This window comes from Streptomyces sp. NPDC040589 (assembly GCF_055594445.1).
In genome coordinates, this window is record NZ_JBVIWP010000002.1 from 413,171 (window position 1) to 434,465 (window position 21,295).

At 69.4% G+C, this 21,295-nt stretch carries 14 protein-coding genes and 1 pseudogene; 2 read left to right on the forward strand and 13 right to left on the reverse strand.

Annotated features, from left to right (window positions below; genetic code table 11):
• Positions 1-72 precede the first annotated feature (72 nt).
• The 3 genes from glgC to ACZ58V_RS08950 are packed head-to-tail and all read right to left on the reverse strand — an operon-like array spanning position 73 to position 3,291.
• Positions 73-1,293, reverse strand: coding sequence for a glucose-1-phosphate adenylyltransferase (gene glgC / locus ACZ58V_RS08940; RefSeq protein ID WP_382486064.1), 1,221 nt, complete (start codon positions 1,291-1,293; stop codon positions 73-75).
• A gap of 51 nt (positions 1,294-1,344) precedes the next feature.
• Complete coding sequence (glgA, locus tag ACZ58V_RS08945) at positions 1,345-2,496, reverse strand: glycogen synthase (protein ID WP_471289127.1); 1,152 nt, start codon at positions 2,494-2,496, stop codon at positions 1,345-1,347.
• Positions 2,497-2,535: 39 nt separating this feature from the next.
• Positions 2,536-3,291 carry a (2Fe-2S)-binding protein gene (locus tag ACZ58V_RS08950; RefSeq protein ID WP_468184861.1) on the reverse strand — a complete coding sequence of 252 codons (756 nt, stop codon included), beginning with the start codon at positions 3,289-3,291 and terminating at the stop codon, positions 2,536-2,538.
• Between the two features lie 210 nt (positions 3,292-3,501).
• Between ACZ58V_RS08950 and ACZ58V_RS08955 the strand changes: the two genes are divergently transcribed.
• The gene (locus tag ACZ58V_RS08955; RefSeq protein ID WP_471289132.1) at positions 3,502-5,166 is read left to right on the forward strand and encodes a DMT family transporter; all 1,665 of its coding nucleotides are present in this window, start codon (positions 3,502-3,504) and stop codon (positions 5,164-5,166) included.
• Here ACZ58V_RS08955 and ACZ58V_RS08960 read toward each other — a convergent pair.
• Positions 5,156-6,379 carry a transglycosylase family protein gene (locus ACZ58V_RS08960; protein ID WP_468184856.1) on the reverse strand — a complete coding sequence of 408 codons (1,224 nt, stop codon included), beginning with the start codon at positions 6,377-6,379 and terminating at the stop codon, positions 5,156-5,158. The two genes, ACZ58V_RS08955 and ACZ58V_RS08960, sit on opposite strands and share 11 nt — an antisense overlap.
• Before the next feature lie 348 nt (positions 6,380-6,727).
• Here ACZ58V_RS08960 and gndA point away from each other — a divergent pair, with 348 nt between their 5' ends.
• Positions 6,728-8,167: an NADP-dependent phosphogluconate dehydrogenase gene (gene gndA, locus ACZ58V_RS08965; RefSeq protein ID WP_468184854.1), complete on the forward strand. Its 1,440-nt coding sequence runs from the start codon at positions 6,728-6,730 to the stop codon at positions 8,165-8,167.
• Between the two features lie 582 nt (positions 8,168-8,749).
• Here gndA and ACZ58V_RS08970 read toward each other — a convergent pair.
• From ACZ58V_RS08970 to ACZ58V_RS09010, 9 genes and pseudogenes are all read right to left on the reverse strand, one after another.
• Positions 8,750-9,094, reverse strand: coding sequence for a GNAT family N-acetyltransferase (locus tag ACZ58V_RS08970; RefSeq protein WP_471289136.1), 345 nt, complete (start codon positions 9,092-9,094; stop codon positions 8,750-8,752).
• Positions 9,095-9,125: 31 nt separating this feature from the next.
• Positions 9,126-9,545 (reverse strand): aspartate 1-decarboxylase, encoded by a 420-nt coding sequence (gene panD / locus ACZ58V_RS08975; RefSeq protein WP_471289139.1) that lies wholly within the window; start codon positions 9,543-9,545, stop codon positions 9,126-9,128.
• A 255-nt stretch (positions 9,546-9,800) separates the two neighbouring features.
• A pseudogene (locus tag ACZ58V_RS08980) lies at positions 9,801-10,163 on the reverse strand (transposase); the annotation flags it as partial.
• A gap of 557 nt (positions 10,164-10,720) precedes the next feature.
• Positions 10,721-13,657 (reverse strand): discoidin domain-containing protein, encoded by a 2,937-nt coding sequence (locus ACZ58V_RS08985; RefSeq protein ID WP_471289142.1) that lies wholly within the window; start codon positions 13,655-13,657, stop codon positions 10,721-10,723.
• A 92-nt stretch (positions 13,658-13,749) separates the two neighbouring features.
• Positions 13,750-15,222 carry a glycoside hydrolase family 32 protein gene (locus ACZ58V_RS08990; RefSeq protein WP_471289145.1) on the reverse strand — a complete coding sequence of 491 codons (1,473 nt, stop codon included), beginning with the start codon at positions 15,220-15,222 and terminating at the stop codon, positions 13,750-13,752.
• A 99-nt stretch (positions 15,223-15,321) separates the two neighbouring features.
• Complete coding sequence (locus tag ACZ58V_RS08995) at positions 15,322-17,619, reverse strand: glycoside hydrolase family 3 N-terminal domain-containing protein (RefSeq protein ID WP_471289933.1); 2,298 nt, start codon at positions 17,617-17,619, stop codon at positions 15,322-15,324.
• 167 nt (positions 17,620-17,786) lie between these two features.
• Positions 17,787-18,674: a carbohydrate ABC transporter permease gene (locus ACZ58V_RS09000; protein WP_471289148.1), complete on the reverse strand. Its 888-nt coding sequence runs from the start codon at positions 18,672-18,674 to the stop codon at positions 17,787-17,789.
• Positions 18,675-18,680: 6 nt separating this feature from the next.
• The gene (locus ACZ58V_RS09005; RefSeq protein ID WP_189722532.1) at positions 18,681-19,667 is read right to left on the reverse strand and encodes a carbohydrate ABC transporter permease; all 987 of its coding nucleotides are present in this window, start codon (positions 19,665-19,667) and stop codon (positions 18,681-18,683) included.
• Between the two features lie 33 nt (positions 19,668-19,700).
• A complete protein-coding gene (locus ACZ58V_RS09010; protein WP_471289150.1) occupies positions 19,701-20,999 on the reverse strand; it encodes an extracellular solute-binding protein in 1,299 nt (432 codons plus the stop codon).
• Positions 21,000-21,295 lie beyond the last annotated feature (296 nt).

Sequence of the window (21,295 nt, forward strand, 5' to 3'; positions counted from 1 at the left end):
CGGGCGCAGGCATGACAACACGGATTCCGCTCTTCGTCCAGAGGCAGGACAAAGTCCCCGGGCGGGGACCCGTCAGGTGACCAACTGGCCCTTCCCCAGGGCGATCACGCCGCCCTTGGACACCGTGTACAGCTCGGCGTCCCGCTCCGGGTTGACGCCGATTGTCGCGCCCGGCGGCACCTCGACGTTCTTGTCGAGGACGGCGCCGCGCACCACCGCACCCCGGCCGATGTGCACGTTGTCGTGCAGCACGGAGCCCTGCACGACGGCCCCCGGGTCCACCACGACACCCGGCGACAGCACGGACCGCGTGACCTGGCCGCGCACGAGGCAGCCCGCGCTGATGATGGACTCGCTGGCGATGCCGCCGGCGTTGAAGCGGGCCGGCGAGAGCTGGTACGAGTGCGTGTAGATGGGCCAGCTGCGGTTGTACAGGTTGAACGCCGGGCGCTCGGCGATCAGGTCCATATGGGCCTCGTAGTAGGCGTCCAGCGTGCCGACGTCCCGCCAGTAGCCCTGGTCGCGGGTGGTCTCGCCGGGCACGTGGTTGGCGCTGAAGTCGTACAGCGCGGCCTCGCCCCGGTCGGTGAGCTGGGGCAGGATCGAGCCGCCCATGTCGTGCACGGAGGCCTCGTCCTCCGCGTCCCGCCGCAGCGCCTCGATGAGGGACTTGGTGGTGAAGATGTAGTTGCCCATGGAGGCGAAGACCATGTCGGGGTCGTCCGGCAGACCGGGCGGATCCGTCGGCTTCTCCAGGAAGCGCTCCACCGTCTGGCCGTCCGAGCCCGGCGTGATCACGCCGAACGACGAGGACTCCGTGCGCGGCACCCGGATCCCGGCCACCGTCACGCCCGCGCCGCTGTCGATGTGCTGGGCGAGCATCTGGCGGGGGTCCATGCGGTACACGTGGTCGGCGCCGAAGACGGCGACGTACTCGGGGCGCTCGTCGTAGATCAGGTTCAGCGACTGCAGGATCGCGTCGGCGCTGCCCAGGTACCAGCGCGGGCCGAGGCGCTGCTGGGCGGGCACGGGTGTGACGTAGTTGCCGAGCAGGTTGGACATCCGCCAGGTGGTGGTGATGTGCCGGTCCAGCGAGTGCGACTTGTACTGCGTCAGGACGCAGATGCGCAGGATGTCGCCGTTGACGAGATTGGACAGCACGAAGTCGACCAGGCGGTAGGTGCCGCCGAAGGTGACCGCGGGTTTGGCACGGTCCGCTGTCAGGGGCATCAGGCGTTTGCCCTCGCCGCCGGCCAGCACGATTCCCAGGACCGAAGGACCACCACGACGCATGGCCGCTCCCCTCACGCCGATTTCCCGATGCCTGCCCCTGAGCGGGACGGGCTAAGCCTGTTTCAGGATCTCCTCGTAGAGCCGGACCGTGCGGCGGGCCACCGCGTCCCAGCCGAATTCGCCGACCGCCCGCTCCCGCCCGGCCTCGCCCATCCGCCGGGCGGCCTCCGGGTCGCCCAGGACAGTGTCCATGGCCCGGGCGAGACCGGACTCGAAGTCGTCGCCCGCCGGGACGAGCAGACCGGTCCCGCCGTCGTCCACCACCTCGGGGATGCCGCCGACCGCCGAGGCCACCACGGGCGTGCCGCAGGCCATCGCCTCTAGGTTCACGATGCCGAGCGGCTCGTACACCGAGGGGCAGACGAACAGGGCGGCGTGCGTGAGGAGCTGGATCACCTCCGGGCGCGGCAGCATCCTCGGAATCCAGAACACGCCGTCGCGGACACGGCTCAGCTCCCCGAACAGCTCGCGGAACTCCTGGTCGATCTCCGGCGTGTCCGGTGCTCCCGCGCACAGCACGACCTGCGCGGCCGGGTCGATGTCCCGCACCGCGCGCAGCAGGTGGGGCACGCCCTTCTGCCGGGTGATACGGCCGACGAACAGCACATACGGACGGGAGCGGTCGAGTCCGATCCGGTCCAGGGCGTCCGTGCCGTGGTCGGGCCGGTACAGGCTGGTGTCGATGCCGTTGTGCACGACATGGACCTTCTCCGGGTCCAGGGCCGGGTAGCAGCCGAGGATGTCCTCGCGCATGGCCCCGGACACGGCGATCACCGCGTCGGCGGCCTCGATCGCGGTGCGTTCGGCCCAGCTGGACAGCTCGTAGCCGCCGCCGAGCTGCTCGGCCTTCCAGGGGCGCAGCGGCTCCAGGGAGTGGGCGGTCATCACGTGCGGGATGCCGTACAGCAGCTTGGCCAGGTGGCCGCCGAGATTGGCGTACCAGGTGTGGGAGTGGACCAGCTCGCGGCCCTCCAGGGCGGCGGCCATCGCCAGGTCCACGGAGAAGGTGCGCAGCGCGTCGTTGGCGCCGTCGAGCGTGGACCAGGGCCGGTGGCGCCGCACGCCGTAGGCGCGGCCCTCGCCCCAGCAGTGCACGTCCAGGTCGACCAGGTCTCTGAGCTCCCGGGCGAGGAACTCCACATGGACACCCGCACCGCCGTACACATCCGGCGGGTACTCCCGGGTCAGCAGTCCCACTCGCACCCGCAACTCCCTGCTCTCAGCGGCCGTTCCCTTTCATGGTCACCCAGATGGGGCGTGTGGGGAAGAGCGAGGCGGCCGTGTGAAGCAACAGTCGCCGCAGACGCCCCCGCCGGGCACCCGGTAGTACAGACAGCAGCTGCGGCGCCGGAAGGCGGTGCCGGTGAGGGTTCCGGTGCCTGCGAGCAGGGGGTGGTCGAGGAGTTCCGCGGCCAGGGAGCGGGCCCGGGCGGCGGTGTCCGTACGGTCGTGCCGCCGGGCCCAGCGGTCGAGTTCGCGGGCGGCGCCCGCCAGCGCGGAGGCGGCGTTCCCGCGCAGCAGGCCGGGGGCGAGGCGGTAGTGGGCGCGCAGGGCCGCCGCGAGAGGTTCGAGGTGGCCGTGCAGGACGGTGTCCGCGACGGTCGCCGCGTCCCCGGGGAGCGGCCGTACGTCCATGAGCCACAGGTCGTCGGGGGCGCTGCCGTCGGCGTCCCAGTGCAGCCGCCGTGCGTCGAGGTCGGGGACGCTGTCGTAGAGGACGGCGCAGCCGAGCGCGACGGACCACAGGCGGGCCGCGAGGCCGAGGTGGGCCACGGACGCGGCGATGCGCGACTCCGGGGCGTGGAGGGCGTCGGCCACCTTGCTGATGCGAAAAATCAGGGGATTTCCCCACACGTCCGGTGACGTTTCGCGGTAGGCCTGTGCGAGAGTGGGAAGAGGCCTGGCCGCCGCTCTTTCCGTGCGCAGCACGAAGAAGCCGCCGAGCGGGCGGAGTGCGGCGAGGTCGGGGTCGAGGTCCACGAAGACCAGTAGTACCAAGGCCCCTAGGGGACGCGACCCGGTGGCCCCCGACCGTGGTCGCCCACCCTGGGGATGATGGTGCTCCCCTCGTACTCCATCGGCAGTAGGACCCAATGAGTGCTCAGGGACGACGACGGGAAGACCTGGACACGGCAGGGTGTTGGTCATGAAAGCCGACCTTTCGCCGCGCCGGGCTGAATGCCCCCGCCTGACGCAGAGGAGCAGCCGATGAGCGCCCTCGCGTTGTCCGTCCTGCTCTCCCTCGTGTCCGCCGTCGCGTACGCGGGCGGGGCGATCGTGCAGGAGCGGGTGGCGGAGTCGTCGCCGGGCGAGCAGTACGCTCCGCTGCGCCGGCCGGGCTGGTGGGCGGCGGTCGGGCTCAACGGTCTCGGCGGGGTGCTGCACGTTGTGGCGCTGGCGTTCGGGCCGCTGAGCCTGGTGCAGCCGCTGGGCGCGCTGACCATCGTGGTGGCCCTGCCGATGGCGGCGCTGTTCGTCGGTCGCAAGGCGGGGGCCACGGCCTGGCGGGGCGCGATCATGGCGACGGTGGGGCTCGCCGGTCTGCTGTCCCTGGTCGCCGCGTCCGACGCGCGGTCGCTGGACACGGCTCAGCGGGTGGCCGTGGCCGTCGTGACCACCGGTGCGGTCGTGGCGCTGATGATCGCCGCCCGGGCCGCGCACCGGCACCCGACGGTCCGCAGCATGCTGCTGGCGACGGCCTCCGGTATCGCGTTCGGAATGTCCTCGGTGTTCACCAAGACCGTGGCGGTCGACTGGACCGGCGGTGTGTCGGCGGCCGACGTGCCCTCGCTCGCCGTGATCGGCGTCCTCGCCACGGTCGGCATGCTGCTGTCGCAGGCCGCGTACCGGGGCGCCGGCCTCACGGCCCCGCTGGCCACGCTGACGGTCGTGAACCCGGTGGTGGCGGCCGCGGTCGGCATCACGATGTTCGGAGAAACCTTCCGCTACGGCACGACGGGCACGGCGCTCGCCCTGAGCTGTGGCGTGGTGGCGGCGGGCGGTCTGATCCTGCTGACGACGGAGCGGCTCGCGCAGGGCCGGCCGGAGGAGAGCACGGCGGGGACGGGGCCGAAGGTCGCCGGTACGGGTCTGGTTCCCGTCGACACGGACCTCGGGGCATCGGGGACGGTGCCCGAGCCCGCCGGGAGCGGACGGGGCCGGCCGGAGCCGGTGGGTGCCGGATCCTCGTCCGGGTCCGCGTCCCAGCGCACGGGTGATTCGGCTGGGACGGTCGGCAGCAGGCCGGGAAGCGGGAGTGCGCTGCGCGAGGCGGTGAGGGCGTCGCCCGTCGGTGCTGGCACCCTGGCCGGGGCGGTGAACGCCTCGCCGGAGCCCCCCGAGATCGGCATCGCGCCCGAGACCGAGGCAGCGTCGCCTGCCACGGTGGGCAGCTTGGCCGGGGCCGTGAACGCCTCGCCGGAGCCCATGAGCGCCCCGCCCGCGATCGTGGGCGTGCCGCCCGAGACGCTGAGCGTCGCGGCGGTGAACCCCTCGCCGGAGGCCCGGAGCTCCTCGCCCGGGATCGGCGTCCTGCCCGAGACCGTGGGCGCGCCGCCCGTAGCCGTGGGGGTGCTGCCCGTAGCCAGGGGCGTGCTCCCCGAGACGCTCGGCGTGGGAGCGGCGAGCGCGGGGACGGGCGACCGTGGCGGGGCAGGTCACGGCCGGTCCGGGGAAGAACCGGTGCCCGTGCCCCGGCCCCTGGCCGCCGAGGAGCCCGAGGCCGCCCCGGACATCCCCCCGTACGAGAGCGGGGAATCGCCGGTGTCCTCAGACCCCGGCGAACGCCGCCCGCTCTCCTACCTGCCCTTCTACGGCATCCCGTACGTCCCGCTGCCCACGGTCGACCGGCACCGCACGCGCGTCAGATCGTGACGCCGCCGGCCCTGAGATAAGCCACCGGGTCGACGTCCGTACCGAAACCGGGCCCCGTCCGCACCTCGAAGTGCAGATGCGGGCCCGAGCTGTTGCCGGTGGAGCCGGAGCGGCCGATGCGCTGGCCGGCGGTCACCGTCTGCCCGTCCCGCACGGAGACCGCCGACAGGTGGGCGTACTGGCTGTAGCGGCCGTCGGCGTGCCGGACCACGACCTGATAGCCGAAGGAGCCGCCCCAGCCCGCGCTGACGACGCTGCCCGCCGCGACCGACCTGATGGACGTGCCCGTGGGCACGGGGAAGTCGACGCCGGTGTGGTAGCCCTTCGACCAGGACGAGCCCGCCTTGCGGTAGGGCGTTCCCAGGGAGCCGCTGACGGGGGCGACGAGGCCCTGCCGGGCGGTCGACCGTCCGGCACGTTCCTTGCTCTCGTCCTTGGCTCGCTCCTTGGCGTGCTCCTTCGCACGGTCCGGCTTCTTGGGTGACGGGGCCGGCTTTGCGGACGGGGCCGGCTTGGCCGCGGGGCGCGTCTTCGTGGCGCCCTCACCCTGCAGCGCGAGCCGCTGACCGGGCACGATCAGGTCGGGGTCGGCTCCTATGGCCGAGCGGTTGGCGGCGTACAGACCCCGCCAGCCGCCCCGGACCTCCTGGTCGGACGCGATACCGGAGAGGGTGTCGCCGCGGACCACGGTGTACATCTCGGCGTTGCCCGCCCGGGACTGCGGCGTGGACTGCGGCCGCACGTCCTCGATTGAGGTTCCGGGCTTCTTCCGGGCGTCCTTCTTCCCGTCCTTTTTCGTGCTCCCGGAGGCCGGCCGGATGTCGGGCTCGCCTCCGCCCCGGGTCAGTCCGGCCCGTTCCGAGCAGACCGGCCAGGCGCCCGGGCCCTGCCCGTCGAGCACCTTCTCGGCGACGGCGATCTGCTGGTCCTTGGTGGCCAGGTCCGCGCGTACCGCGTAGGTCCGGCCGCCGTAGGCCTCCCAGGTGGACTGGGTGAACTGCAGACCGCCGTAGAACCCGTTGCCGGTGTTGATGCTCCAGTTGTTGGTGGACTCGCAGGCGGCGACCTTGTTCCAGGTGTCCACGTCCGCCGCCTGGGCGGCGCCCGTGCCCATGAACGGCAGTGCCATGCCCGCGCCACCCGCCGTGACGGTGAGTGAGGCGCGGTTGATCCTGTTCGGCTGATACCGGCGGTGCCGGCCGCGTACGGCCATCGGGTGCCCCCCTAGACATGCGTCAGGAGGGGCAAAAGTAAGCGCTGCGAACCGGCCAGAACAAGACGGCTATCAGCCGCCCGGGCGCCCAAATGGCCGGTATGAGGCCCTTGTTGCGCGACGTGCGCCACGGCGGTGCATCGCGTACGCCACCCGGTGCGCGTGTGCGACGTGCGCGGGGACGCGTACATCGACTGAGCGCGACGGGGCTTTCGTGCGTATCACGCTGCGCGACGTCGTACGACCCGCGCGTGCGGACGAAGTAGCGGCACGTCAGGATGGTCGACGGGGGCATGCTGGTGGACAGCACCCGCAGCACCGATACCGAGGTCTTTAGGAGCCAACCGAATGAGCAGTACAGCGCAGATCGGCGTCACGGGTCTCGCGGTCATGGGCCGCAACCTCGCCCGCAACTTCGCCCGCAACGGCTACGCGGTGGCGGTGCACAACCGGACGCCCGCGCGCACCCGCGCCCTGGTGGAGGAGTTCGGCGGCGAGGGGGACTTCGTCGCGTGCGAGAGTGCGAAGGAGTTCGTGGCGGCGCTGGAGCGGCCGCGGCGCCTGGTCGTGATGGTGAAGGCCGGTGACCCGACGGACGCGGTGATCCAGGAGTTCGCCCCGCTGCTGGAGCCCGGCGACATGATCATCGACGGCGGCAACGCGCACTTCGCGGACACCCGGCGCCGGGAGCGCGAGCTGCGCGAGCAGGGCATCCACTTCGTCGGCATGGGCGTCTCCGGCGGCGAGGAGGGCGCGCTCAACGGGCCGAGCATCATGCCGGGCGGCCCCAAGGAGTCGTACGACTCGCTGGGCCCGATGCTGGAGAAGATCTCGGCGAAGGCGGCCGACGGTTCGCCGTGCGTCTCCCACGTCGGTCCGGACGGTGCCGGGCACTTCGTGAAGATGGTGCACAACGGCATCGAGTACGCGGACATGCAGCTCATCGGCGAGGCGTACCAGCTGCTGCGCGATGTCGCCGGCTACTCCCCCGCGCAGATCGCGGAGATCTTCCGCACCTGGAACCAGGGCCGCCTCGACTCCTACCTGATCGAGATCACGGCCGAGGTGCTGTCGCACGTCGACGCGGAGACGGGCAAGCCGTTCGTGGACGTGGTGGTGGACCAGGCCGAGCAGAAGGGCACCGGCCGCTGGACGGTCCAGATCGCCCTCGACCTGGGCGTTCCGGTGTCCGGCATCGCGGAGGCCGTCTTCGCCCGCTCCCTCTCCGGCCACGCGGCCCTGCGGGAGGCCTCGCGCGGGCTGGCCGGCCCGAAGGCCAAGGCACTCAGCGAGTCGGAGGCCCAGGCCTTCGCCGACCGGGTGGAGCAGGCGCTGTACGCGTCGAAGATCGTGTCGTACACGCAGGGCTTCCACGAGATCGACGCGGCCCGCGACGAGTACGGCTGGGACATCGACCTCGGTGCGGTCTCCGCGCTGTGGCGTGGCGGCTGCATCATCCGCGCGGCCTTCCTCGACCGGATCCGCTCCGCCTACGACACCCGGCCGGACCTGCCGAGCCTGCTGTCGGACGCGACGTTCGCGCAGGAGATCGCGGACGCCCAGGACGACTGGCGCGAGGTGCTGATCGCCGCGACCCGCGAGGGCGTGCCGACCCCCGGCTTCGCCGCGGCCCTCGCCTACTACGACGCCCTGCGCGCGGAGCGGCTGCCGGCGGCGCTGACGCAGGGGCAGCGGGACTACTTCGGTGCGCACACGTACCGCAGGGTGGACCGGGACGGTTCGTTCCACACGCTGTGGGGCGGGGACCGGTCGGAGGTCTCGGCGTAGGCGCTCGCCGCTGAGGGAACGATGAGGGGCCGGTGGACGGCCGCATTGGCTGTCCACCGGCCCCTTCTCGTTCTCGTTCCGGTGTCGTTCAGGACAGCGGCGGGCCCGGCTCGGGGTTCGGTACGGGTTCCGGGCCCGGGGGGATAGGTGACGGGTCGGGACCCGGCACGGGGTCCGGCCCCGGGGGCGGGGTCGGGGACGGGGGCGGCGGGGTCGGCTCCGGGCCAGGCGGTGGCTGCGGATCCGGCACCGGGTCGGGGCGCGGCTCCGGGTGCTGGGGATCCGGGCCCGGTGTCGGCCCCGGATGCACGGGGTCGGGAAACGGATTCGTCATGAGGCCCTCCAGCCAGTCGATCGACTCCGGCTCTGGACTACTCCCCCGCCTACCCTGCACCTGCTTCCCCAGTCACTCCGGCGCGGGACGGGAAGGGGTCCAGGTGGGGGTAGTGCGGGCGAGTGGGCTGGGCGGGGCGGGACCCTGCCGGGCTGGTCGGGGTGACCGATGCCGGGGGTTCGGCGGAAACGCGCCCCGGGGGGGCTCGGAGAGCACGCGGCCCTGCCCAGCCCGGTGTGCCTCGTCCGTCAGAAGCGCCCGGGATGAGCCGCCAGCCACTCCCTCGCCGCCGTCAGGAGGCCCTGGTCGGCCGGCCGGGACTCGTCGGGGTGGCGCTCGGACCACTTGGTGACGTACGGGCAGAGTGAGGCGACCGCGCTGTGCTCGCGGCCGGCGACGGCGTACAGCTCGCGTGCCAGCGACCCCGCGATGCCCTGGCCCTCGTGGGCCGGTTCGACGATCGTGTGCACGGGCACGAGCGCTCGCTCGGGGCTCTCGAGGACGAAGTACTCGACGCGGCCGACGACTTCACCGCCGGTCAGCGCCTCGAGGCGGCCCGCCGTCCGGTCGTCGCGGATCTCCAGGTCCTTCATACGGACATGCTCCTGTCCCGTGTGCGTCCGGTCAGGCCCCGACGGCCTGCGGGCTGCGCTGCTGGTCCGAGCCCGGCACCGGCTCGGACGGGTCGGCGCCCAGTGCCACGATCCGGTTGTCGCGGTCCACGTGCACGACCCTGGGGGTGAGTGCCCGCGCCTCGGCGTCCGTCACCTGTGCGTAGCTGATGATGATCACGAGATCGCCGGGGTGCACGAGATGCGCGGCGGCCCCGTTGATCCCGATCACCCCGGATCCGCGCTCGCCCTCGATGACGTACGTCTCCAGCCGGGCGCCGTTGGTGACGTCCACGATGTGCACGAGCTCGCCGGGCAGCAGATCGGCGGCGTCGAGCAGGTCGACGTCGATGGTCACCGATCCCACGTAGTGCAGGTCGGCCTGGGTGACGGTGGCTCGGTGGATCTTGGACTTGAACAGAGTACGCAGCACTTTGGACTCCTGGAAGACGGCTCCCTGCCTGCTTTGTGCAGGTCAAGGGCGACCTTCACTTTACAACCGGCGCGAACTCGAAGATTGTGAGGAACATCGCTTCACTCTGGCGAGAAGGCGTCCTGCCTGCGTCTCCGTGCGAACCAGGCTGCTGCGACGCCGTCGCCAAGGCACCTGTTCAGACAACCGTGTCGGAATCTGCAGGGACTGATGCTGATCAGATGCCGACTTACTGACCTTCAATGCGCGAAGTCGTCATGATGGCTGGCGTCGGAGGCCGGTGCCGGTGAGGCAGCCGTCGAGGACATCGTGGCGGTGCTGGAGCTGGCGTAAGCCCCGCCGGACGGCGTTGACCAGGTCTTGCGGGTCGGCGAACGCGCGGTTGGCCGTGTTGGTGCGTCGCAGTACCGACCAGATACCTTCGACCGGGTTCAGGTCGGGTGCGTAGGGCGGGAGTTGGTAGACGGTGAGCCAGTCGCGTTCGCCGATGTAGCGGCGCATGCCGACGGTGAGATGGGTGTTGAGATGGCCCCAGACCAGCACGATCGGGCTGCCGAGCTGCTGGTGGGCGGTCTGGATCAGGTCGCGGTAGTCCTTCCAGGAGAAGCTCTTTGCCCCCGGAGCGAGCGACCGGCAGCTCAGAGACGCGGCGTGGGTCCGTCCATGATCCGCCGGACAGGCCCTCAGCACTCAGGTCGCCATCTGCTGCTCCAGGGTGGGCCACTCGCCGCCGTTTCCACTTCGGCCACAGCCTGCTCCGAAGAAGGCCCTGGCGTTACTGCTCGATCTCGTAGCGCCGGGTCCCGCGAGCTGAGTCGGCCATGGCCGACTCGCGCTCTTCTCGGCTTGACGTGAGCTGTCCAGGCTTCGTCGCAGGGACGGGGGAGGCGGAGATGACGGATAGACGTGGGCGGAGGGGCGGCTGCTCGTCGCCGGCGAGATGCCAAGGTGAAGCTGGTCGTGCTCGGCGGCGCTCTTGCCGACACCATCACGGGAAGCTTCGGCGCCTTCACCATGTGGCTGAGGCGAGACAAGTGGAGCGCGAGGACTGACGGCGAAGGGGCCGGTGACTCCCGCACGAGCCCCGGTGCTGGCCTCCCACGTCACGAACGTCAGCCTACGGCCGAAGCGGCACCCTTGGTGAGGCGTGCCACTCCGGCCCTCAAAGCCCGAGGTCAGTTGTAGACGTTGAATTCTGCGACTGACCACCAGCTACGCGCGACGTTGCCGGTATTGACGACCTTGATGTAGCGAGCTGTCTGCGTGGGGAAGGAAATCAGGTGGACTCGTTGGCCGTCCGCTACGGACGTGACCTTGGTCCAGTCGGTTCCATCCGTGGATACGTATACGTCTGTGCTTCGCGCATAGTCGCTGACACTGCCGCCGACATCCAACACAACCTTGTTGAAGGTCTGCGTTTGCTCCATGTCCACTTGGATCCAGAGGCCGTCGTACTGCCCTGTTCCGGAGCTGTAGCGAGTGTCGGAATTGCCGTCGAGCATGTTTCCGGGCGCATCCCACTGGCTTGCGTCCGAAGCTTTTGCGGTCCAGCCCGTCCGCGGCAGCGCAGGACCTAGATCTATGACGTCGAACGAAGATCCACCTGCATCCACTCCGCTGCTTCCCTGCACGGAAACCGTGACCTTCCCTGCCGGAAGCCCCTTCGGAACGTAGGCGCTGATGCTCGAGTCCGACCAGGTGTCTATTTCGGCATAGCTTGATCCGAAGTACACCGTGCCCAGCCCTTGGGCGTCGCCGAAACCAGAACCGCGAATCGTGAACTTGGAGCGCGGCATTCCTCGTTCCGGCTTCAATTCGCTGAAGGTCGGCGATGGGAAGCTTGACAGCTTCTTGGTGGTGAACATCGCCGAGGTGCCGCTTGGCAGTGTATAGGCGTGCGAGCCGTCGGTGGATATCTTGAAACTCTTACTGTCGGCTGTTCCGTTGAATACGACGGTTACCTGCGACCCTTCCTTACTGGTCCAGGTCTTCAGCTGGAGGCCGTTCGATACCTCTGTAGGAGCTGTGATCGAGCCGGTTCCACGCGCAGACCCGTACACCTCGATGTCGCCGATGGCCCACCAGAAACCCGATGCCGCGGTACTGACGATGCGAATGTACTGTGCCGTTCGGGTCGGCAACGTGACGGCTATCTTGCCGATGCCCCCGCTGCCGCTCGCAATCGCGCTGCCCCAATCGACTCCGTCGTTCGAAACGTATATCTGGTACCTGGTGACGTAGTCGAACGTATTGTTCACGCCGGTGTCGAGGACGATTTTGTTGAAGCTCGTGGGGTTCCCCAGGTCGATCTGGAACCAGTCCCCGCTCGTCGTCCCGTGCCCGAGACTCCACCTGGTGTTGACGTCGCCGTCGATCGCGTTCTCGGCCACCCCCCAGTCCGGCTGCGCGGAAGCCGTGGCGGTCCACTTGCTACGGCTCAGTGCCCTTCCTGTCGTCTGGACGGAAGCTCCGATCGGAAGGGAGTACGTGACCAGCTTGTTTCCGGTACGGATGGCGTTCTGGTAGGGCACCAGCGCCGGATCGTACGTGACGGTGACCGGGCCGGATGCCGACGTGAACGTGAAGTCGTGTGTCGGGTCCGAGACCTTGGTCGCTGCGGGGGTACGGCCGCTCTGCGCAGGCCCGGAGTACGTGAAGGTGACGGCGTCGCCGGCGTTCAGGGTGTAGTCGAACGAGTGTGTCCCGTCCGCGACGCTGAAGGTTTTCGCGGCGCTGCCCGAGTTGTGGGCGATCAGGACCTTCGATCCGTCCGGGTTCTGGAACGCGACGTTCTCTATGCTTCCTTCGCCGAAGGTGTTCGAGTAGATCCGGCGTGCTCCGGGCTTGACGAACCTGCTGGCGTGAGCGAGGGCGTGGTAGTCCACGTTGTAGGTCACCCGTCCGTCGGCCGGGTCGATCGTGAGCAAGCCCCGAAGCATGGGTATGCCGGCCGTGTCGCTGTTGAGCGGGCCCCGATCGGGGTCGAGTGCGATGTTCCACAGCATCACCCCGTTTGCCCAGTTGCGCGTTCCGTTGATGATCCACGTTCCCAGTGCTTCGCTGAACGCCGTGTGGTCGCTGTCCTGCCAAACGCCTCCGGTGGCTTCTGTGATGAAGGTTTCCTTGCTCGGGTAGTCGTTGTGGACCACTGTCTGGTAGTTCGGGTTGCCGCTGTAGATGTGCCATCCGGTTCCCGCGGTGTACTTGGAGGCTGCGGGGTCGCTGAAGATCGTCTCCGGATACGAGGGCACGTCCCAGTTGTGGTCCCAAGCCAGGATCTTCGTGGAGATTCCCTTGGCTTCGAACGCCTTGCCGATCTCCTGGATCAAATCAGCTTCCTGGTACGCGGACAGGAACATTCCGGGCCAGGTGGGCGTACCCATGGGTTCGTTCTGCGGGGAAATGTAGGAGATGGGCACGCCGGCTCCGCCATAGGCGTGGATGAACTTGACGAAGTAGTTGGCCAGCGCGGAGGTGTACTCGCTCTTGAGGGTGCCTCCGATCATGGAGTCGGAGGTCTTCATCCAGCCTGGCGGGCTCCACGGGTTGGCCATGATCTTGATGGACGGGTTGAGTGAGAGGGCCTGCCGCAAGGCCGGAATGATGTACGGCACGTCATGCTGGACGGAGAAGTTGGACAGCGTCGGGTCCGTTTGTCCCGCGGGCAGGTCGTTGTAGGAGTAGTTCCCGGACGCGTTGAAATCCGTGGCGCCCATCGGAGAGCGGAGCAGGCTGAGGCCGATTCCCTTCGAGGGATCGAACAGCTTCTTCATCAGCTTGGTCCGCTCGGCAGGGGACAGCTTGTCGATGAGCCAGGCGGAGGAGTCGGTCATGGCCGCGCCGAAGCCTTCGACCTTCTGGTACTTGACGCTGTCGTCGATCTTGATCGTCAGCGGGTTGGCCGTTCTCCTCGCCTTGAACAGCACATCGTCCCGGCCGACGACCCACTTGTCGGCCGATACGTCCGTCAGCCACACACGGACGGAATTGTCACGTGAGGCTTGCTTCAGCTGCGGGGCGGCGATGGCGTTCCCGGAAACCTGGGTCCAGGCGGCAGCGACACCAACGGCGGAGGTCAGGAACTGGCGTCGTCCGAGACCGTATGACCTCATGGAAGATCCTCCTTCGGACCTGCTTGTTCAGTACTGGGGAGAGCGGGTGGGACACAATGCCGATGTGGGGGATCGACCGATTGGAGTCGGTTCTACGGCGACGCCGGAGCCGGCTCTGCGGCGCCGGTGCTCGGCTCCTTGATCACGAGCGGGTGCAGTTCCCACGCGTCGACCGCGAAGCCGAGGCGCGTACCCGGGGCGGTGCGGGCCTGAAGTCGCCACGGGCTCTGCCCTGTGGGGTAGAAGCGCAGGGTGAGGACCTGGCCGGTGGTGATCAGGAAGATTTCGGCGATGGAGTGGTCGACGACGACGCGCAGGTCGACGGGCCGGTCTGGCGGGCAGGGCATCCGGTGGGAACCGCCGCGGCCCCGGCTGTCCAGTGAGGCGTGGTCACGGTCGACGACGAGTTCGCCCGCGTCTACGTCGAGACGGATGTCGAGGTACTCGGAGCCGTCCCGGGTGGTGAGCAGCCGCAGGCCGGCGTTTCCGGTCGGCTCCAGACGGGCCGTCAGGTCGAAGGCGCGGCCCACGGTGCCGAGGTCCACCGGCTGCGAGCCGTGCGTCGCGCCTGTGGCGGTGATGGTGTGCCGGCCGCGCAGGGCGAGCAGTTCGGTGGCGGGCTGCTGGCGCAGTGTGCCGTCGTCGTGGACGTGGATCTCGCGGGGCAGGGTGAGGACCCCGGCCCATCCGTCCGCGACGGCCCAGGCTTCGTCGCGGGCTTCCCACGACCAGCCCCACAGCAGCCACCGGTCGCCCGGTGCCCGCAACAGGGCGGGTGCGTAGCAGTCGGGGCCGTGGTCGACGGGCACCACTGAGCCCGCCTTGAAGTGGCCGTCATGCTCTTCGCCGATCAGGGCCGCGACGCTCTGCGGGCCGGTGGGTTCGGTCCAGGTGCTGAAGAGGAGGGCGCCACGTCCGTCGGCTGCCGGGAGGTATTGCGGGCATTCCCAGCCCTCCCCGGTGAGCAGGTCGGTGCCACCGATGGGCTCCGGATGGCGGGTGGCGAAGGGCCCCCGGTAGGCCCAGTTCTCCAGGTCGGGCGAGTCGTAGAGGAGGGCGGCGGCGCGGCCGTCCGCGAGGGCGGCGCCGACCAGCATCCGCCAGCCGTCGCCGTCCTGCCAGACGTACGGGTCGCGGTACATGGTGCAGCCCTCGGGCAGCTCGGGGATGACCAGTTCACCACTCGGGCTGAACGTCCGGCCGCTGTCTCGGGAGACGGCGCGGGTGACCGGCTGGTGCTGGAACGAGCGGTCCCCGCGGTGCGCGGAGTAGAAGGCGACCAGCCGTTCGCCGTCGGAGACGGCATTACCGGAGAAGCAGCCGTCGGCGTCCAGGCCACCGGGGGTCGGGGACAGGGCGATCGGCAGCGGCTCCCAGGTCAGCAGGTCGGGGCTGCGGAAGTGGCCCCAGTGCATGTTGGCGTGGGTCGCTCCGTGCGGGTTGTACTGGTAGCACACGTGGTAGTGGCCGTCGTGGAAGACCAGCCCGTTGGGGTCGTTGATCCAGTTGCGGGGCGGGCGCAGGTGCGCGAAGGGGAAGTGTGGATCGCGGGGTGGGGTGGACACACGCGTGCCTTTCGGTATGACAGGGGACCGCCCGCCGGCCCTCTGGTTGGCGGGGCGGCGGGCCGACGGGGCGGTGGTCTTCAAGACTGTGTGCGGCCTTCAGGTCCGGATGCGGAATTCCACGCTCAGCTGCTGCTCCCGCCGTGAGCTGGGGCCGACGCGGAGTGCGAACTCGCCTGGTTCGACCACTCGGCGGTTGTCGGCTGTGACGAGTGAGCACTGGGAGGCAGGGATGCCGATGCGGACGTCCAGGCTTTCGCCGGGAGGTATTTCAACCTGGGTGAAACCCTTCAGCTCCTGCTCGGCCCAGGTGACGCTGGTGGTCAGGTCGCTGACGTACGCCTGGACCGTTTCCACGGCCCTGCGGCTGCCGCTGTTGGTGAGCCGCACCGTGGCGTCGACGGTGCCGTCGGCGGAGACCTCCGGGTCGTGCACGACCAAGTCGGAGTAGGTGACCGTGGTGTAGGTGAGGCCCTCGCCGAACGCGAACAGGGGGTCCTGTGTGAGATCCGCATAGCGGCTCCCGTGCTGGCCTCGCACCTGGTTGTAGAAGACCGGTTGCTGTCCGACGTGGCGTGCGAAGGAGACCGGGAGCCGGCCGCTGGGTTCGACGAGTCCGAGAAGCAGTTCGGCGACGGCGCGGCCACCGCGCATGCCCGGGTTGAACGCCTCGATGAGGGCTGCCGCGTTCAGTGCCGACTCCGGGAGGGTGCTCGGCTTGGACTGGGCCAGTACGACGATCATCGGTGTGCCGGTGGCGGCGACCGCGTCGAGCAGCGCGATCTGGCCTCCCTGGAGGTCGAGCGTGGCCGTGGAGCGCACTTCGCCGGTGAGGGCGATGGTGTCCCCCACGACCACGACGGCGTAGTCGGCGGCCTCCGCGGCGGCGGTGGCCGCCCGAAGCTGTGCCTGGTCGACCGGGGCGGGGGTGAAAACGGATGGCTGCGGTTGGCCGTCGGGCCCGAGGGACCACTCGGAGTGGGATGCGGGGCTTTCGATGTCGGCACCGCGGGCGTACGTGATGGTCCAGTCGGCCGGTGCGACGGCGCGAAGGCCGTCGAGCACCGTCTCCACCGACTCGCGTGGATGTCCTTCGGGCATCCACGGGACCTGGCCGGTGGCGCCCGCCCAGTCGCCGAGCATGGCTTGCGTGCTGTCGGCGTTGGGGCCGATGACCGCGATCGTCCGCGGCCTGTCCCGGCTCACGGCGCGCCCCGTTCCGTCCGAGGTCAGCCCGCCCTCGAGGGGCAGGATCCCCTCGTTGCGCAGCAACACCAGGGAGCGGCGGGCGGTCTCCAGGTTGAGGTCGGCGTGTGCGCTGCAGCCGATCACCTGCGCCTGCCGCTCGGGGTCGGGGGCGCGGGGGTCCTCGAAGAGCCCGAGCTCGAACTTCAGCCGCAGAACCCGCCGTACCGCGTCATCGATCTGCTTCTCTTCGATCAGGCCGCGGGCGACCGCCTCCTGGGCGCCCTCGAAGAACTGCGGTGTGGCCATGATGAGGTCGTTCCCGGAGTTGACGGCGACCGCCGCCGCCTCGGAGTAGTCGGCGCAGGTCCGCTGGTCGTAGACCATCCGGCCGACGTTGTCCCAGTCGGTCACCAGCGTCCCGGTGAAGCCCCACTCGCCCTTGAGCACGTCGTTGATCAGCCACTGATGCGCCGTGATGGGCACCCCGTCGATGGACTGGTAGCCGAGCATGAAGCCGCGGCAGCCGGCCCGTACCGCCTGCTCGAAGGGGGGCAGGAACCACGAGCGCAGCTTGCGGGGGCTGAGATCGGCTTCGCTGGCGTCGCGCCCGCCCAGGGTTTCGGAGTAGCCCGCGAAGTGCTTTGCGTACGCCAGCACGGCTGTCGGGTCGCTGAGGCCGTCGCCCTGGTAGCCGCGTACCATCGCCGCCCCGAGTTCACCGATCAGGAACGGGTCCTCGCCGAACGTCTCGTTGATCCGGCCCCAGCGCAGGTCCCGGGTGATGCACAGCACCGGGGAGAACGTCCCGTGGATTCCGGTCGCCGCGATTTCGGTCGCGGCCGCTCGGGCGACTCGGTGGAGCAGGGAGGGGTCCCAGGTGCAGGCCATGGCCAGCTGGGTCGGGAAGATGGTCGCGCCCGGCCAGAACGAGTGGCCGTGGATGCCGTCGTCGGCTGTCAGCAGCGGTATGCCGAGCCGTGTCTGCCGGGCCAGTTCCATGACCTGCGGCATGAGGTCGGGAGACACATGCAGGACTGCCCCGGCCAGCTTGGCCGACACGATGTCCGCCAGGTCCCCGTGTTGCGCGTCGAGCATCAGCAGCTGCCCGACCTTCTCCGGCAGGGTCATCCGGGACAGCAAGTCGTCGGTTCTCGCTTCCACGGATGCTTCCGGATCCAGGTATGCGGCAGAGTGGACCGGCTGTCCCACGGTGTTCTCCAAGAGATGAGTCGTCACAGATCAGAGAGTTGATGGGCGACGGTGAGTGCTTCGTCGCGCGAACCTTGCCGCCCGGCGCGGCGGGGCTCGCGTGCCGTCCGTCCGCCGCTCTGGGCGGGACCGGTACGGCATGGGGCGGCGTGGCGGGAGCCGGGGTGTCACTTCAGGCCGGTGGTGGCGATGCCGGCCACGAACTGGCGCTGGAAGAGGAGGAACACGATCATCACCGGCAGGAGGACGACCATGGCGCCGGCGAGCAGGATGCCGAAGCGGGTGAAGGACTGTCCGCTGCTGGCCAGGGCGAGGCCGACGGGAAGGGTGTACTGGCTCTCGTTCTGGGCGACGACCAGGGGCCACAGGAAGTTGTTCCAGGAGCCGAGGAAGGTGATGATCCCGAGGGTGGCGAGGGCTGGCTTGGTCAGCGGAAGGATGATCTTCGCGAAGATGGCCAGTTCGCGGCAGCCGTCGACGCGGGCGGCGTCGATCAGTTCGTCGGGCAGGGTGGAGATGAACTGCCGCATCAGGAACACCCCGAAGGGCGTGGCCAGGAACGGCAGGATCAGCCCGAGCAGGGAGCCGGTCAGCTGCATGTTGGCCACCAGCACGTACAGGGGGACGAAGGTGACCAGGCCGGGGATCATGAGGGTCCCCATGACCAGCAGGAAAACGGCGCGCTGTCCGCGGAACTCCAGCTTGGCCAGGGCGTATCCGAGCATCGAGCAGAAGAGCAGGTTGCCCGCGGTCACGGCGAGCGCCACTATCACGGAGTTGGCGAACATGCTCGTGAAGTCGAGCGTGCCGAACAGCTCGCCGTAGTTGGCGGTCGTGGGCACCGTGGGGATCAAGACGGGCGGGACCTTGCGGATGTCGGCCTCGGGCTTGAACGACCCGGACAGCATCCACAGGAACGGCGCGATCATCAGCAGCAGGGCGCCGGCGAGCGGTATGTACAGCCAGGGCCGGCCCCAGTTCTGGCGGATGCGGCGGCGCCTCAGGGCGCGGTCCGTGCCCGGTTGTGGCGTTCGGAGAGTGGAGAGGGTGCTCATGAGGCATCAGTCCTTGTCTCGCAGCACGCGGAACTGCAGCACGGTCAGCGCGACGATGAGGACGAAGATGACGTAGCCGGCGGCCGACGCCATCTCGTAGTTGCCGTTGCCGAACTGTTTGTAGGCGTACAACGTCGCCGACAGGGTGGAGTCCAGCGGTCCGCCATCGGTCATCACGAACGGCTCGTCGAAAAACTGCAGATAGCCGATGCCGGTGGTCACGGCGGTCAGCAGCAGGGCCGGCCGCAGGAGCGGGAAGGTGACCCGCCAGAAACGCTGCCAGGGCCCGGCGCCGTCGAGTTCGGCCGCTTCCATCAGGGACTGGGGTACGGACTGCAGACCCGCCAGCATGATGATCATGACCGTGCCGAGGTTGCGCCACACCGCCATCACGATCATGACGGGCAGGGCGAAGCGGGTGTCCGCCAGCCAGGCCGGACCGTCGATCCCGAACCAGCCCAGGACGAGGTTCGCCAGTCCCGCGCGAGGTTCCAGGAGCGTCTTCCACACCACGGCGACGGCCACGATGCTGGTGATCACCGGCAGGTAGAAGCCGACCCGGAAGACGGCCCGGAAGCGGCGGATGCCCCGGTCGAGGGCAACCGCCGCCGCGAGCCCGGCGGCCAGGGTCAGGGGCAGGGCCACCAGGACGAACACGGCCGTGTTGCGCAGGGCCGTGAAAAACTGCGGGTCCTCAAAGAGGCGTACGTAGTTGTCGAAGCCGACGAACGACACGCTCAGCGGTGTGCGCAGGTCCGCGCTCTTGGTGTCGGTCAGGCCCATCAGCAGCGACCACACCACCGGCAGCAGCATGAAGGCCAAGAACAGCGCGAGGAACGGGGCGGCGAGGACCCAGGCGGCCCGGGCCTGCCTGCCGCGCGCCGTGCTCCGGAGCCCGGAGTGCCGGCGATCGGCACTCCGTTCCGACCCTGCGGTGCCCTGCTCGTGAGTGTCGCCCCGCTCGGGGAGCGTTTTCGTGGACATGGATGTCATCCGTCCGTACGAGGGGTACGCACGCGGCGGCGCTCAGCGGCCGGTGCCGATGCTGGTGGCCTTGGACTGCAGCGTCTTCTGCACCTGGGCGACGGTGGCCTTGCCGAGGGTCAGTTTCTCCAGTTCGGAGTCGATGGTGTCGGCGATCTGCTGCCAGGTCGTGATGGCGGGCGGCGCCTTGCTGACCTCGAGCTGCTCGGCGAACGCCTTCAAGTTCTCGTCCTCGGTCAGCTTCCCCTCGGTCCACGCCTGGGGCGAAGGAGGCAGGCTGCCGGTGGCCTTGGAATAGGTCGCGAGGTTGGCGGGCTCGGTGAGGAACTGGGCGAACTTCCATGCCGCGTCGGGGTTCTTGGCCTCCTTGAACACCGCCAGGTCGGTGCCGCCGGCGAACCCTGCGGGCTGCTTGGTGTACGGCATCGGCATGGTCTTCCACTTGCCGTCCAGCTGCGGGGAGTCCTTGTGGAAGGTACCGCCGGCCCACGCTCCCTCCTGGTAGACGGCGGTCAGCCCGTCCTGGAAGCTCTGCACGTTGTCCGCCCTGTCGGTCGGCGCGAGGCCCTGCTTCGGAACGCTTGCGTAGTTCTCGAGCGCCTTGGCGACCTCGGGCGTGCCGAAGGTGAACTTTCCGGTCTTGGCGTCGTAGATGTCACTGCCCTGCTGCCAGACCATCGGCAGCCAGAAGATCCAGGAGTTGAAGCCCATCACCAGCCCGCTGGCGTGGCGCAGCTTGGGGTTCTCCTTGCCGGCGGTGGCCTGGATGGCCTTGAGGTCCTTCAGGTATCCGTCCCAGTCACCGGCCGGGGCGCCCTTGATGCCGGCCTTCGCCGTGAGATCGGTCCGGTAGTAGACCGCTTGCGTGTCGGCGATGAACGGGACGCCGTACGAGGTGTTCTTGTACTTGGTGGTGTCCCACTGGCCGGGGTAGAAGTCCGAGGACTTGATCGACGTCGGGGTGGCCTGGAAGCCGTTCAAGGCGGCCATCTCGGCCATCCACGTGCTGCCCACCATGGACATGTCCGGTGTGTTGCCGCCGGCTATCGCGGTGGTCAGCTTGTCGTGGGCGCCGTCCCACGGGACCGCGGTGATCTTGACGTCTGCGTCCGGGTTTTCGTGCTCGAACTTCTTGGCCAGCTGCTTCAGGTCTTCGTCGGGGTCACCCAGGGACCACATGACCACCGTCCCCTTGGCCTTGCCCGCGCCGATCTCGGCGGGGGCATCGTTGCCGGGACCGGAATCCTCGCTCCGGCCGCAGCCGGTGGCCACGAGGGCTGCCGTGAGGGTGACGCACAGGGTCTGGACGGTTCTGACAGCGTGACGGGTGGTGATACGCATGATGCGGCTCCTTGCCGTTGAGCGAGACAGGCGCGGGGGGCGGCGAAGGGTAGGAAGGGGCGGGCGCCCGGATGGGCCGGCCCACGAGTGGGCAGCGTCCGCGGTGACAGCGGCGGCGGTCCCTCGCGGGTCGCGGTGGGAGCGTCCGACGCGAAGTGGGTAGTGGCCGGGCGGCGTGTGCCAGACGCCCCTTCGGTGTCCCGGATCGGGAACGCGCGGGCGGAAAGTGCGTGTGGGCGGTGCCGCGTGAACGCAGGCGCAGCCGCCCTAAGTTGTGAGGAAGGCGAGGCCCGAAG

What these genes read in the sequence shown, in the direction of transcription:
- glgC (WP_382486064.1), bottom strand. Translation starts at nt 1,293, where the DNA reads ATGCGTCGTGGTGGTCCTTCGGTCCTGGGAATCGTGCTGGCCGGCGGC.
- ACZ58V_RS08955 (WP_471289132.1), top strand. Translation starts at nt 3,502, where the DNA reads ATGAGCGCCCTCGCGTTGTCCGTCCTGCTCTCCCTCGTGTCCGCCGTC.
- ACZ58V_RS08960 (WP_468184856.1), bottom strand. Translation starts at nt 6,379, where the DNA reads ATGGCCGTACGCGGCCGGCACCGCCGGTATCAGCCGAACAGGATCAAC.
- gndA (WP_468184854.1), top strand. Translation starts at nt 6,728, where the DNA reads ATGAGCAGTACAGCGCAGATCGGCGTCACGGGTCTCGCGGTCATGGGC.
- ACZ58V_RS08970 (WP_471289136.1), bottom strand. Translation starts at nt 9,094, where the DNA reads ATGAAGGACCTGGAGATCCGCGACGACCGGACGGCGGGCCGCCTCGAG.
- ACZ58V_RS08985 (WP_471289142.1), bottom strand. Translation starts at nt 13,657, where the DNA reads ATGAGGTCATACGGTCTCGGACGACGCCAGTTCCTGACCTCCGCCGTT.
- ACZ58V_RS09000 (WP_471289148.1), bottom strand. Translation starts at nt 18,674, where the DNA reads ATGAGCACCCTCTCCACTCTCCGAACGCCACAACCGGGCACGGACCGC.
- ACZ58V_RS09005 (WP_189722532.1), bottom strand. Translation starts at nt 19,667, where the DNA reads ATGACATCCATGTCCACGAAAACGCTCCCCGAGCGGGGCGACACTCAC.
- ACZ58V_RS09010 (WP_471289150.1), bottom strand. Translation starts at nt 20,999, where the DNA reads ATGCGTATCACCACCCGTCACGCTGTCAGAACCGTCCAGACCCTGTGC.